Here is a 13,895-nt window from a genome sequence, read left to right on the forward strand (position 1 = left end):
AAGAGGCGGCGCCCTTCCGTATACGATAACGGAGCGGGAGCCGCCTCTTATTGTCTTTACATCTTCATTACGCCGCCTGTGCTGGCGGATGTGACCAGATGCGCGTAGCGAGCCAAGTAGCCGCGCTTGATCTTGAGCTCGAAGCCCGGCCATTCTGCACGGCGCTTCTCGAACTCCTCGTCGCTGATCAGCACATCCATCGTACGGTTGTTCATATCAATCTCGATGATATCGCCGTCACGCACGAAAGCGATTGGCCCGCCTTCGGCAGCTTCAGGGGAAGCATGGCCGATGCTGATACCGCGGGATGCGCCGGAGAAGCGTCCGTCGGTAATGAGCGCCACCTTGGCTCCGAGTCCCATACCGACGATCTGCGATGTCGGAGCAAGCATCTCCGGCATGCCGGGACCGCCGCGAGGACCTTCGTAACGGATGATGACGACGTCGCCTTCCTTGATCTTGCCGTTCGCGATGCCCGCGAGCGCTTCGTCCTGCGAGTCGAAGCAGATGGCTGGACCTTTGTGATAGCCGCCGACCGACTTGTCGACCGCTCCCGTCTTGATAATTGCTCCATTGGGAGCCAGGTTACCGAACAGCACGGCAAGTCCGCCGCGCTCCGTATGCGGATTGTCGATCGTATGAACAACGTCGGTATTTTGAATCTCGCAGCCTTCCACGTTCTCGCGAAGCGTCTTGCCGGTGACGGTCATGCAATCGCCGTGCAGTGCGCCTTCCTTCTTGAACAGCTCGTGCAGAACGGCGCTTACGCCGCCGGCCTCGTGCACATCTTCGATATGGTAGTCGGATGCCGGTGCGATCTTGGCCAGATGCGGCACGCGCTCGGCTACTTCGTTAATGCGCTCGATGGGATAATCGATGCCAGCTTCATGCGCAATGGCAAGCGTATGAAGCACGGTGTTCGTGGAACCGCCCATCGCCATATCCAGAGCGAAGGCATTGTCGATCGCTTCCTCCGTGACGATGTCGCGCGGCTTGATGCCCAGCTCGATAATCTTCATCAGCTGGCGAGCGGCTTCCTTGACGAATTCCTTCCGTTCAGGGGACACTGCCAGAATGGTGCCGTTGCCCGGCAGCGCAAGGCCCAGTCCTTCCGCCAGACAGTTCATGGAGTTGGCCGTGAACATGCCGGAGCAGGAGCCGCAAGTCGGACAGCCGTATTGTTCCAGTTCCATCAGCTGGCTGTCGTCGATCTTGCCGGACTGATAAGCGCCGACGCCTTCGAATACGCTGGAGAGCGAGATGGAGCGTCCATCGGACGTCTTGCCCGCCTTCATCGGACCGCCGCTGACCAGCATTGTTGGAATGTTGACGCGCAGGGCGCCCATAATCATGCCGGGTGTAATCTTGTCGCAGTTCGGGATGCACACCATGCCGTCGAACCAGTGGGCGTTAACGACTGTCTCTACGGAGTCGGCAATAATCTCGCGGCTGGCGAGGGAATAGCGCATGCCGATATGGCCCATTGCAATGCCGTCGTCTACGCCGATTGTGTTGAATTCGAACGGGACGCCGCCCGCTTCGCGAATCGCTTCCTTCACAAGTTTGCCGAATTCCTGGAGATGCACATGTCCCGGAATAATATCAATATAAGAGTTGCACACCGCGATGAACGGTTTGTCGAAGTCCTCTTCCTTCACGCCGGCTGCACGCAGCAGACTGCGATGCGGCGCGCGGTCAAAGCCTTTTTTAATCATGTCAGAACGCATTTTCTTAGCCGCCATAAACCTTGTACCTCCTTAAAAATAGGAAGCGCTGTCGCGCTTCGAATACTTCAGCGCAGTAATCAAACATATTAACGATTCTATCATACTCGGCATAGGTTGGCTATAAATCATTGCATGATAACTGCGGCATGGAACGTTAAAAGTTGTTGACAAGCCCGCAAGAGACCAAAGTTTAAGGAAAACTTAAAATTGGCTTAAACATTATGAAGTTGGCCGCAGTCCGGTACCATTCCAGTGTTTCGTCATGTATATTTACCTACAGGGGCAATTGGTGTGCAGAAAGGGGCTCATTACAGATGGAAAGACGAATATTAATCGTGGATGACGAGCGAGAAATCGCCGATCTGATCGCTATTTACTTGAAGAATGAAGGATATGTGACGGAAATCGCCTCGGACGGCGAAGAGGCACTTGCCGCGTATAAGCGGCTGCCGGCCGATCTGGTCATCCTGGATATTATGATGCCGAAGTTGGACGGACTGGAGGTATGCCGACGACTAAGGAGCGACCAACACGTTCCCATTCTGATGTTGAGCGCCAAGACACAGGATATGGACAAAATTATGGGGCTGATGACGGGAGCGGACGATTATATGGCGAAGCCGTTCAATCCGCTGGAGCTGTTGGCCCGTATTCGATCCCTGCTTAGGCGGTCATATCAATACAATACCAAGCCGACTGAAGGCGGCGATGAGAGGGAGCAAAAGGAGCTGCGGCTTGGCCCGCTCCGTATCGACAAGCTTAGCCATTCCGCTGATGTCAACGGCAAACCGCTGCACTTGACCTCTACGGAATTCGGCATCCTGTACTTGCTTGCTTCCCAGCCGGGGAGGGTGTACAGCGCGGAAGAGATATTCCAGCAGGTGTGGAAGGAGAAGTACTTCGAATCCAACAATACGGTTATGGTGCATATCAGCAAGCTGAGAGACAAGCTGGAGCGGGAATTGGGCGAGAAGCTTATCGTTACGGTATGGGGGGTTGGGTATAAAATTGAAGGATAATATCGTTTCCAGGCTTGTGATCCGCTCCGCCCTGAATATTGTGTTCAGCGCGATACTGGCACTCATTGTTCTCTTGCTTGGCTTCTATGTGCTGGATGCGATAACGAGCGCGATGGGCTACTATGTCTACCGGAATATGTTCTCTGATATTGTAAGCACGAATCTGGGAATGCTGCTGGCTTTTTTCCTGTATTTGCTCATTGCCCTGTTCATCTTCTGCTTCCTGCAATGGACGGTGTTCCGCTACTTCGGATTAATTAACGAATCTGTCCGCGGCATCGCGGATGGACAGCTGGGCCTGCAATATCAGATCGGCGTGCGAAAGAGAAGCCCATTCGGGTTGCTTGCCCACAATGTGAACAGGCTGTCGCAGCGCCTCTCGCTGGCGCTGGAGGAGGAGCGGCGCTCGGAGCAGACGAAGAATGAGCTGATTACGAACGTGTCGCACGATCTGCGAACGCCGCTCACATCGGTGCTGGGCTATCTGGCACTGATCGAGCAAGACCGGTACCGCGACGAGGTGGAGCTGAGGCACTATACGGCGATCGCCTACGAGAAGGCGCAGCGGCTCCATGTACTCATTAACGATTTGTTCGATTATACAAGAATGAGGCATGACAGCGTGGCTATCAAGATGGAAGTCATGAATCTGGTGGAGTTTCTTGGACAGTTATTGGTGCATTACCATTTGCCGCTGCAGGAAGTGGGGCTGGAGGCGAGGCTGGACAGCAGGGATACCGTCGTTGCGATCCAAGCCGACACCAGTTTGCTTCTCAGAGTTTTCGAGAATTTGCTTACGAACGCGATGGTATACGGCAAGGATGGGAAGTTCATACACCTCGTTATAAGACGGGAAAAAAGCAGAGGAATGGCAGTTGTCGAGGTAATCAATTATGGAGATCCTATTCCGGCGCTGGACTTGCCGCATATTTTCGATCGATTCTATCGGGGGGACAAGTCGAGGACACAATGGTCCGGAGGTTCTGGACTCGGCTTGGCTATATCAAAGAATATCGTGGAGAAGCACGGCGGCACGATTGAAGCTTTCAGCAATATGGTGGAAACGAAATTTGTCGTCGCCCTTCCTCTCAACAGAGAAATGTAGCGGCATCAGCGGAACAGCATTTTGTTGAGCCTTTGAAATGATATGAATTGGTTTTTTGAGGGGTTTATATTATACTAATCTGGTCGGATTACATGATGGAGGGGGCAATGGCATTGGAAGAATGCCGGAAGGATAACCGGGCTTTGATGCAGCAGCTGGATGAGACATTCCGGGAGGTGCGCAAGCTGATCTTATCCGAGTGGAACAAGCAGAATCTGTACGGACTTGGATTCTCGCACGGCAGAATGCTGGTGATGCTCCATGAGCAAGGGCCTCAGATGCCGTCGGTGCTGGCGGAATGTCTGAATATGTCGGGCGGTGGAGTAACGGGCATTGCAGACCGGCTGATAGAGCTGGGGTTCGTCAGCCGCGAACGGAGCGAACGGGACAGGCGAATGGTTCTCCTGCAGCTTACAGCGGAAGGCGAGTCGATCGTAGAGCAGATTCATGCCAGGAGAGAAGCGTTAATGCTCAAGATGTTCCAGGGCATGACGCCGATGGAGATGGAGAAGGCAATTCAACTGTTCCTTCTGATGAAGCACAATTTGGAAAGCACGGATGTTCAGCCAGAGTACTAATCAATTGTTCGGAATAAAACCATGTTCTTGCCTACATAAGATATTGAATGTTCGGGAATTAGGGATACATTTTCCACATTATGGGCATATTTTGTTACAATATCGTGAAGTTTGCGCCTATTTAATTGATTCGGAATTAATTTGATGTAAAATGAATTCGAAATATGTCGTATAACAGCATAAGGAGAGATCAGATTGAAGAAGCAGTTTGCCTTACTACTTACTCTTGTATTAATGGTCGGCGTTATTGCGGCATGCGGTTCTAATGCGAACAACAACGGCACGAACAATTCTGCCGGCAATGGGGCGGAAAGCAACAATGCAGGAAATGATTCCGGCGGGTCAGAAAAGAAAAAAATCGCGCTCGTATTGCCTGAGCAAATCGGCGTGAACCCGTTCTATTCACAAATGGATGAAGGCTTGCAAAAAGCCGGCGAAGAATTCGGTATTGAAGTAAAAACGATTGAATCGACAGATATTGCAGCATTCGAGCAAAACCTTCGCACTACTGTAGCTGAGGATTATGATCTGATTATGACAGCTACCTTCAATGCAGTGGACGCGCTTGGCACAGTTGCTGCTGAAAATCCGGATAAGTCGTTCGCCATCATCGACGATGTGGTGGACCAGCCAAACGTGCGGAGCGTCGTGTTCCGCGAGTATGAAGCAGCTTTCCTGATGGGTGCGGCCGCTGGCCTCTCTACGAAAACAAATAAGGTAGGCGCAGTAGCGGCAATTGACGCGCCGATTATTCACAAGTTCACGAAGTCGTTCGAAGCGGGCCTCGCTCATACGAATCCAAATGCGGAATACGAAGTGAACTATGTGAACAGCTTCGTCGATACGGCGAAAGCGAAGGAAATCGCCATCCAGCAGCATGCTTGGGGCGCTGATTTCATCGCTGGCATGGCGGCGGTGTCCGATCTTGGCGTATTCGAAGCGGCGAAGGAGAAAGGCTTCTACACGTCCGGTCAGGACATCGACCGTACGGTGGAAGATCCGGAGCATATCGTGTTGTCCCAGCTGAAATTTACAGATACGGCTGCTTACGAGACGGCCAAAGCATTCGCAGGCGACAGCTTCGAATTCGGCACAGTGGATTACGGCTTGCTGGAAGAGGGCGTCGGTGTGACGTTCGTGACACATGAGAGCACGTCTCCGCTTAGCCCGTTCATCGGACAAGACGTTATCGATCAAGTGAAAGTCATTGCGGAAGAGATCAAGAGCGGCAAGCTTGAAGTGAAGAATCCGCTTGCCCAGTAGTCCCACATAAAGCGCTGACCGGCTGCTAATTGATGCAGCCGGTTTGCTTGTTGAAAGGAGCACCGGTATGCTGCTGCAAATGGAAAGCATGACGAAAACGTACGGTAGTGTAACTGCCAATCGCAATGTCGACTTCAATCTGCACAGGGGAGAAATTCATGCGCTGGTCGGTGAGAACGGAGCAGGTAAAACAACGCTTATGCGAATGTTGTACGGGATGGAGACGCCCACGAGCGGGCGGATTGTCGTTAATGGGGAGACCGTAGCATTCCATAATCCCACAGATGCGATGAAGTGCGGAATCGGTATGGTGCATCAGCACTTCATGCTGTTCCCTTCCTTCACCATCGCGGAGAACATCGTCATCGGCAGAGAACGGGTAAAGGGAATCGCGTTCGATCGCAAATCTGCTGCCGAGGAGACAGAGAAGCTGTCCAAGCAATACGGCATACCTGTCGACCCAGAGAAGAAGGTCGGGGAATGCTCGCTAGGCATGCAGCAGCGCGTCGAAATATTGAAGGTTCTCCATCAAGGGGCGGAGATCATCATATTGGACGAGCCAACAGGCGTGCTGACGCCGCTTGAGGTGAAGGAGCTGCTAGCCTCCATCAAGCGATTGAGTGCGCAGGGCAAGAGCTTCATTCTGATCACCCATAAGCTGGGCGAGATTATGGAGGTGGCCGACCGGATAACTGTGCTGCGCGACGGCGAGGTGACGGGTGTGCTGAACGCCGAGGAGACGGACGAGGAGCAGCTGTCGCGGTTAATGGTCGGACGAGAACTGGTGCAACTGTCAAGAGGTGCCGCCAATCGCGGAAAGCCGGTGCTGGAAGTGTCTTCGTTGTCGGTTCGCGGCAGCAAGACGAAGCCTCTCCTGGATAACGTGAGCTTCGAAGTGCACGAAGGTGAGATTGTCGGCATTGCCGGCATATCGGGCAACGGGCAGTCGGAGCTGCTGCAGGCGATATCCGGTCTGCTGAAGCCGGATGCAGGGACGGTCAGGCTGCTCGAGCGGGATGTGACGGGAGCGCCCGTCTCCATCGTGCGGGAGAGCGGCCTTGCCCATATTCCGGAGGATCGCTATCTGTGGGGCGTATCGAAGGAAGCGAGCGTGCTGGACAACGGATTAATGGGCCACACGGGCAAGCATCAGAAGTTGGGCGTACTGCAGGGAGGCCGCATCCGCAGGCTGGTGGCGGGCTGGGTCGATAAGTTCCGAATCAAGACGGGCTCCGTTCATACGAAGGCTCAATATTTATCCGGCGGCAATCTGCAGAAGCTGATTGTAGCGAGAGAGCTTGCACAGGAGACGCCGTTCCTGATTGCGGCGGAGCCGACCAGGGGCGTCGATGTCGGCGCGATGGAGATTATTCACGGCGAGCTGCTGGCGAGAAGAGACAAGCAAGGGGCGATTCTGCTCGTATCGTCGGAGTTGACGGAAGTGCTGAAGCTGTCGGACCGTATTCTCGTCATGTATGAAGGACGGATTGTAGGCGAGATGATGGCCGGCACGGCTACGGAGGAGAGGATCAGTTTGTTAATGGCGGGAGGAAAAGCGGTTGGATAAGCTGTCGGAAATATTGAAGTCGCTGCTGCAGCCCCTTGTTGCTATCCTCATTGGCCTCGCGGTAGGCGCCGTTGCCATACTTATTGTAGGCGGTTCTGTGACAGAGACTTATATTGAGATGTGGAAGGGCGCATTCGGCAATTTTTACTTCTTCACCAATACGCTTGCCAGAGCGACCCCGATCATATTGATTGGACTTGGCGTAGCGCTTGCATTCCGGGCTGGATTCTTCAATCTCGGCTCTGAGGGTCAGATGGTCATGGGCGCACTGTCTGCGGCATTGACTGCGATCTACCTGCCGGGTACGGGATGGATGAAGATGGTTGCGGCACTGCTGGCGGGCATGATCGCTGCCGGTCTCTGGTCTGCATTTGCTGGCTGGTTGGATGCCCGGTTCGGAATGAATCTGATTATGACGACTTTATTACTTAATTATATTGCAATCTTGTTCGCGGGCTATCTGGTAGCCTTTCCGCTGAAGGACCGCTCTGGCTCTGCTGCGATGTCCCAGACGGTGAAAATTGATAGCGCCGTATGGTTGCCGAAGCTGTTCCAAGGCATGACGCTGCATGCCGGATTCCTGATTGCGCTATGCGCTACGATTACGCTGGCTTTATTCATTCGATATACCGTGAAAGGATATGAGATCCGGATGATGGGCGGCAACCCGCTGTTCGCATCGTACGGCGGCGTCGACCGAGCGCGTCTGATGCTGATCAGCATGTTCGCCAGCGGCGCGCTGGCCGGCCTCGCAGGGTCCGTGGAAGTGCTGGGCTCTCAGTATCGCTATCTGGACGGCGCGCTTACTACGCCGGGATACGCGTGGTCCGGCATTATGGCTACGCTGCTGGCCAGCTCCAATCCGATCGGCACTGCCCTTGCCGCCATTCTTCTGGCCGCACTTCAGACGGGCGGAATGGGGATGGAGCGCAACACCGACGTGCCTCTGGAAGTATCGAGCATTATTCAAGCGGTGCTGATCCTCTTCGTATCTGCGAGAATCGCTTATTCCTTTATTACATTCAAACGAAAGAAAGCGGGGGCGAAAAATGGATCAGCTGCTTGACGTTTCGTTATTCGCTTCGGCGTTACGCATGATTACGCCGATCCTGCTGGCTGCGCTTGGAGGCGCGTTGTGCGCCCGAGTCGGCTTGTTCAATGTCGGTCTGGAGGGGATGATGCTAGTCGGCGCATTCTCCGGCATTGTAGGCAATCATATGACGGGAAATATATGGGCGGCGGTGTTGTTCGCCGTGATGTGCACGATGATGTATTCCTTGTTATTCGGTTATATGAGTATTCATTTGAAGGCTAATGTCATCGTAGTCGGCATATCGCTGAACTTTCTGGCGCTAGGATTGACGACTTTTGCGCTGCGCGCGATATTTGACGTGAAGGGCGCCTATACGAACAGTCAGATGACTGGCCTGCCCAAGCTGCAGATTCCGCTACTGAAGGATATCCCGTGGCTAGGCGAAGTATTGTCGGGCCATACAGCGCTCGTGTACCTGTCCATCTTCATCGTCATCGGGCTGCAATATTATCTGTTCCGAACGGTGGGCGGCTTCCGATTGTTGGCAGCCGGCGAGAATCCTACTGCCGCCAGAAGTCTGGGAATGAATGTCGCGTCCATTCAATACAAGGCGGTGTTGCTGTGCGGCGCGCTGTGCGGCTTGGCGGGAGCGCAGCTGTCGCTGGGCAACGTCACGATGTTCTCGGAAGGAATGACGGCTGGCCGCGGCTTCATTGCGTTGGTTGCCACGATGCTGGGCCAGTCCAATCCGATCGGAGTGGCCGCATCTAGCGTGCTGTTCGGGTTCATGGACGCACTAAGCATTCGTCTGCAGGGGGTGGCGCTGCCGACACATTTCACATCCATGCTGCCATATGTCGTCACACTGGTTGCGTTGTTCTTCTTTAAGGACAAAGGCTATATGCAAGAGGCTCGCAAATCGAGCGGAAGCTCGCGTTAGACGCTATCTACATTCAAAGGAGCGGATCATACATGTATTTGCCAATCTTACAAGTGCAATCGGAGGAACTTCCGGATTACGCCATCGTCTGCGGCGACCCCAGGCGCGCAGCCGCGATCGCGGAGAAGCTGACGGATGCGAACGAATTGGCGTTCGCTAGGGAATATCGGACCTTCGTCGGGGAGTACGACGGGGTGAAGCTTGCCGTCGTCAGCCATGGCGTAGGCTCGCCAGGTGCGGCCGTATGCTTCGAGGAGCTGATCAAGGGCGGCGTGAAGACATTGATTCGCGTCGGTACGGCAGGCTCCTATTCCGCAGAGCATCCTGCAGGCAGCTTGATTGTGAGCACTGCAGCGGTAAGGGCGGAAGGCCTTACCTCCCAGCTGGTGCCAAGCGGATTCCCCGCAGTGGCTGACAGCGATGTGACGTCGGCGCTGTATGAATCAGCACTTGCTGGAGGAGGGATCGTGCAGAAAGGCATTACTGTAACGCTCGATGCATTCTTCAGCGGAGTGGTGGACATTCCGCATAAGCAGTATAAAGCGGCTGGCGCCCTTGCGGTTGAGATGGAGATTGCAGCGCTCTATATTGTAGCGACGCTCAGAGGCGCTCGGGCTAGTGCGATTGTGGCGATCGACGGATTCGCTGACGCCGACCTTGCGGCGGAGTACGATCCGCATACTGACGCCGTCACCAAGGCGGTGGAGCGCGAGATCGATGCCGCGCTCGGCGCGATTGCGAAGCTGGCGCGCGCTTAGAAGAGCGGAATCAGTCAAAGGCAGACGATCTATTAGATTGCCTGCCTTTGTCGTTATCGCAATAGCTGGCAGTCAGCTGTTATGGCAGGCATGTATTGCCGTTCCGGTTCTAATGACAGCTCGCAAGAGAACTATCGCGCATACTTCAATTGAATCGGTTCCAGCTCGGCATGAGGCGGGCTCCAGCGCGGAGGACCGTATTTGCTCAAGTAGCCCAATTTATTCAGATGTTGCTGCACAGGAGCTTCCTCGTCCAGCTTCCGGAACAACTCCCAGCAGGCGATGACGTCGTTCAATGCTCGGTGGCCGCCAATTAGCGGAATATGATATCGGTCGCACATATCCTTCAGCGTATGTGGATAGGCATGACGTTCCCTGCTGATCGTGAGCGTGTCTATGAAGGAGTTGTGGAACGATCGACCAGCGAGTCGCATGAGTGTATAGTGAAGGAAGCCCAGATCGAACCCGGCATTATGGGCGATCAGAATATGATTGCCGATCATCCGGTTCAAGATGCGGAAGGCGGTATCCTCATCCATTCCCCCTGCAGTCATCTCGTCGGTAATGCCTGTAAGCTCCGTAATTTTGGGAGACAGCTTGTCGTCATATCGAACGAGTGTGCTGAACTCACTGACAATTTCACCGTTGATGCAGCGAATGGCGGCGATCTCGATGACCCGATCCTTTATGGGATCAAGTCCGCTCGTTTCGAAATCAATAACTGTATAACCGTTTGCGTAAAGTTTGCTCATTTCATTCAACACCACATTCCATTATGTATTTGACTCGTTTCGCAATGACCCAGGCTGTTATACGATCAAATACTTATTCTATAAAAAATGCGGTAATCCTTGTTCGAAATAAACAAAAACCCCCGCCGGTCGGTTCTTAGCCGAGGGCAGGGGTTTTTGTCATTCCTCATATAAAGCTGTATTAATGGTTGTTGCCTGAAGCGTTGCTTTTTTTGTCGGATGATTTCGTTTTCGTATTTTTGACGGCATGTCCTTGTTGTTTCGCCATAATGTTATTCCTCCTTCCCACCATACTGGATCATTAGTTTGAAGCAATATCTTGCATGATATTCATAATCCTTACAATGGTGGATAATGGATTGCAAGGTGGCCCAATTGATCACGCTGTGGTTGATCGTTTTTATAATTGCAAAAATAATGGTGGACAAATGCAATGAATATGAAATATTGGAGATAGTAACAGGGAGGCACAAGATTAGAAAAGGAAGGTGTGTAAACAATTGATGGAGACACATAAGTATTGTGAAGCAAGAAATCGGAGACAAGGCAAAATTGGAATGAGAACAGTGAAGTTAATGGGATTTACTGTTCTGATGGCTGCATTATTAATCAGCTTTCCCATACAATCTCTTGCTAGTGGCAAAGATGCGCAAGCACCGGATGCGTTATGGAAAGCAACAATAGGAACAGAAGTGGAAGAAGCTGTGGGCGATGGCGTTGGTGGTAAAGGCGGAGGAACAGGGGATGGTGCAGGCGGTCAGGGAGCCGGGAAAGGCGAAGGGATTGGCGGAGGAGGTATGAAGCAAAAAGCCCGCATGGAAGAAAAAGGCGGAGGAATCGGTGAACAGGGCGGCAACATGGGCAAATCCGGCGCAGGCAGCGAGGGCGGCAACATGGGCAAATCCGGCGCAGGCAGCGAGGGCGGCAACATGGGCAAGTCCGATGTAGGCAATAAGGGCGGTAATATGGGCAAGTCCGATGTAGGCAGCGAAGGCGGCAACATGGGCAAGTCCGGCGCAGGCAGCGAGGGCGGCAACATGGGCAAGTCCGATGTAGGCAATAAGGGCGGTAATATGGGCAAGTCCGATGTAGGCAGCGAAGGCGGCAACATGGGCAAGTCCGATGTAGGCAATAAGGGCGGTAATATGGGCAAGTCCGATGTAGGCAACAAGGGAGGCAACATGGGCAAGTCAGGAAACAGTGGCGGTAAAATGAAACCTAAAGGAAAAGGCAGCCGCTGATCTTCGAATTTATTAAATACAAAAGGATGCAGACCAGGCAAACGATCGCTTGGTCTGCTTTTTGCGTGCCAGCTTGGGCGCCCAAATGTGGGAGATTGTACGAAAAATCGTACAAATTAGCGCAAACAAGGCCCGAAATGCAGAGGTTTGTACGAAAAATCGTACAAACGCAGCAGCTTGAGCACCCAAATGTGGGAGATTGTACGAAAAATCGTACAAATTAGCGCAAACAAGGCCCGAAATGCAGAGGTTTGTACGAAAAATCGTACAAATTAGCGCAAACAAGGCCCGAAATGCAGAGGTTTGTACGAAAAATCGTACAAACGCAGCAGCTTGAGCGCCTAAATGTGGCAGATTGTACGAAAAATCGTACAAAGTAGCGCAAACGAGACCCGAAATGCCGAGGTTTGTACGAAAACTCGTACAAACGCAGCAGCTTGGGCGCCCAAATGTGGGAGATTGTACAAAAAATCGTACAAAGTGGGGCCAGGGAGTAGCTGAAGGGGCGAGATTGTACGAAACAGCATACAAACGTACCGACGCAAGCCCGCAAAAAGTGGATGGGTGAGAGGAAAAAGGTTACACTATCACTATGCCACTCTAGCAACGAATGGAGAATGCAGATGAAGAAGCAAAAGATACGTGCGGGAGCGAACATTACGCTGATATTGTCAGCTGCAGGTATATTGGCCGCTTTTCCGTTCCAGCATACGTTCGCGGGCGGGCTGTTGTTTGCCGCTTTTAGCGCCGCGACGATCGGGGGGCTTGCAGATACCTTTGCGATTAACGCTTTGTTCGGTGATCCTTTGAAAGTAAGGTGGCCAAAATGGATGGGCACTCATATTATTGCTAGAAATCGTGAGCGATTAATAGATGAACTGGTTGATATGGTGGAGAACGAGCTTCTGACCGTTGACGCTATAAAAGAACATTTGCAATATCACAATTTGGCGGAGGTTGTCGCACAGTATTTGCTTCGGCATGGCGGTTCGGTCAATGTCAAGGAGATGGCAGAGAAGCTGCTTGGGGAACTGCTGGAGAGGACGGATGCAGCCAAGCTGGCAAGAAGCATAGAGCGCTTCCTCTCTCAGCACGACGATGCGCTTCAGCTATCCGATATGCTGGCAGACATCGGAGATTGGTCTATTCGCAATGGATACGATGACAAGACATTGTCATTCCTGTTCAGACAGCTCGCGAAGATTGCCGCCACGCCCCAACTGAAAGTTATAATCGGGCAATTCGTCCATTCCGCCATTAAAGCATACGAAGGCGACAAGTTCAGACGGAGACTGGTGGATTTTACAGCCGGATTGAATGCGGATGCCATTAGCGAAAAAGCGCAAATCTGGATTGTCACTATGCTGGAAGGGTTAGCCGACGAGTGTCACCCACAGCGAACGAAGCTGAAGGAGTGGTTAATCGAAACCGTAAAACGTCTGAAGGACGATGAAGAGCTGCGATTGCGTGTGGAAGGAACGAAGCGAAAATTGATGGATGCAATCTGGCCACATATCTCGCTGCAGCCCTACCTGTCTCGTACGTTTGACCATTTCCGAGAGGCGCTTGCACAGGAAGGAAGAGCGGATGAGGAAGCCTTCAGCGTAAAGATGTGGCTGCACAGGCAGCTGGATGCGGCGATGGATCAGTTGAAGGATGCGGAACGTCTGGAACGGCTGGATGCGGGACTGAAGTCGGCCGTCTTGACATTGCTGGAGCAATCCCATGCCGCAATCGGGCGAACTGTCAGAAGCAAGCTGAATACATACACCAATGAAGATCTCATCGAGCTGGTGAAGGAGAAGGCGGGTCACGACCTTCAATTTATCCGGTTGAACGGTATTGTAGTCGGCGCACTGGTCGGTTCCATTCTCTATATGCTTACGTTCTGGATCGGAGGGGTGTAGAATGT

12 protein-coding genes are annotated in these 13,895 nt (G+C 52.8%); 10 read left to right on the forward strand and 2 right to left on the reverse strand.

Annotation, left to right across the window (positions count from 1 at the left end; translation table 11 throughout):
• Positions 1-56 precede the first annotated feature (56 nt).
• Positions 57-1,742, reverse strand: a complete 1,686-nt coding sequence (ilvD, locus tag ACFQ2I_RS16545; RefSeq protein ID WP_377566139.1) for a dihydroxy-acid dehydratase — start codon at positions 1,740-1,742, stop codon at positions 57-59.
• 299 nt (positions 1,743-2,041) lie between these two features.
• Between ilvD and ACFQ2I_RS16550 the strand changes: the two genes are divergently transcribed.
• The 8 genes from ACFQ2I_RS16550 (at position 2,042) to ACFQ2I_RS16585 (ending at position 9,990) form a co-directional block, all read left to right on the forward strand.
• On the forward strand, positions 2,042-2,746 hold the full coding sequence (locus tag ACFQ2I_RS16550; RefSeq protein WP_377566142.1) for a response regulator transcription factor: 705 nt from the start codon (positions 2,042-2,044) through the stop codon (positions 2,744-2,746).
• Positions 2,736-3,851, forward strand: a complete 1,116-nt coding sequence (locus ACFQ2I_RS16555) for a sensor histidine kinase (RefSeq protein WP_377566145.1) — start codon at positions 2,736-2,738, stop codon at positions 3,849-3,851. Before ACFQ2I_RS16550 ends, ACFQ2I_RS16555 begins: the two co-directional genes overlap by 11 nt.
• Positions 3,852-3,958: 107 nt before the next feature.
• Positions 3,959-4,429, forward strand: coding sequence for a MarR family transcriptional regulator (locus ACFQ2I_RS16560; protein WP_377566148.1), 471 nt, complete (start codon positions 3,959-3,961; stop codon positions 4,427-4,429).
• 195 nt (positions 4,430-4,624) lie between these two features.
• Positions 4,625-5,692, forward strand: a complete 1,068-nt coding sequence (locus ACFQ2I_RS16565) for a BMP family lipoprotein (RefSeq protein WP_377566150.1) — start codon at positions 4,625-4,627, stop codon at positions 5,690-5,692.
• A 67-nt stretch (positions 5,693-5,759) separates the two neighbouring features.
• Entirely contained in the window at positions 5,760-7,259 is a 1,500-nt protein-coding gene (locus ACFQ2I_RS16570; protein WP_377566152.1) for an ABC transporter ATP-binding protein, read from the forward strand.
• Entirely contained in the window at positions 7,252-8,325 is a 1,074-nt protein-coding gene (locus ACFQ2I_RS16575) for an ABC transporter permease (RefSeq protein ID WP_377566154.1), read from the forward strand. Before ACFQ2I_RS16570 ends, ACFQ2I_RS16575 begins: the two co-directional genes overlap by 8 nt.
• Positions 8,309-9,232 carry an ABC transporter permease gene (locus tag ACFQ2I_RS16580; protein WP_377566156.1) on the forward strand — a complete coding sequence of 308 codons (924 nt, stop codon included), beginning with the start codon at positions 8,309-8,311 and terminating at the stop codon, positions 9,230-9,232. Before ACFQ2I_RS16575 ends, ACFQ2I_RS16580 begins: the two co-directional genes overlap by 17 nt.
• A 32-nt stretch (positions 9,233-9,264) precedes the next feature.
• Positions 9,265-9,990: a nucleoside phosphorylase gene (locus tag ACFQ2I_RS16585; protein ID WP_377566158.1), complete on the forward strand. Its 726-nt coding sequence runs from the start codon at positions 9,265-9,267 to the stop codon at positions 9,988-9,990.
• A 131-nt stretch (positions 9,991-10,121) separates the two neighbouring features.
• Here ACFQ2I_RS16585 and ACFQ2I_RS16590 read toward each other — a convergent pair whose 3' ends face one another.
• Positions 10,122-10,742 carry a 3'-5' exonuclease gene (locus ACFQ2I_RS16590; RefSeq protein WP_377566160.1) on the reverse strand — a complete coding sequence of 207 codons (621 nt, stop codon included), beginning with the start codon at positions 10,740-10,742 and terminating at the stop codon, positions 10,122-10,124.
• Between the two features lie 557 nt (positions 10,743-11,299).
• On the opposite strand from ACFQ2I_RS16590, the gene ACFQ2I_RS16595 reads away from it, so the two are divergent.
• The gene (locus ACFQ2I_RS16595; RefSeq protein ID WP_377566162.1) at positions 11,300-11,983 is read left to right on the forward strand and encodes a hypothetical protein; all 684 of its coding nucleotides are present in this window, start codon (positions 11,300-11,302) and stop codon (positions 11,981-11,983) included.
• A gap of 623 nt (positions 11,984-12,606) precedes the next feature.
• On the forward strand, positions 12,607-13,890 hold the full coding sequence (locus tag ACFQ2I_RS16600) for a DUF445 domain-containing protein (protein WP_377566164.1): 1,284 nt from the start codon (positions 12,607-12,609) through the stop codon (positions 13,888-13,890).
• Positions 13,891-13,895: the final 5 nt, after the last annotated feature.

It is taken from the genome of Paenibacillus chungangensis (assembly GCF_042675905.1).
GTDB lineage: Bacteria > Bacillota > Bacilli > Paenibacillales > Paenibacillaceae > Pristimantibacillus > Pristimantibacillus chungangensis.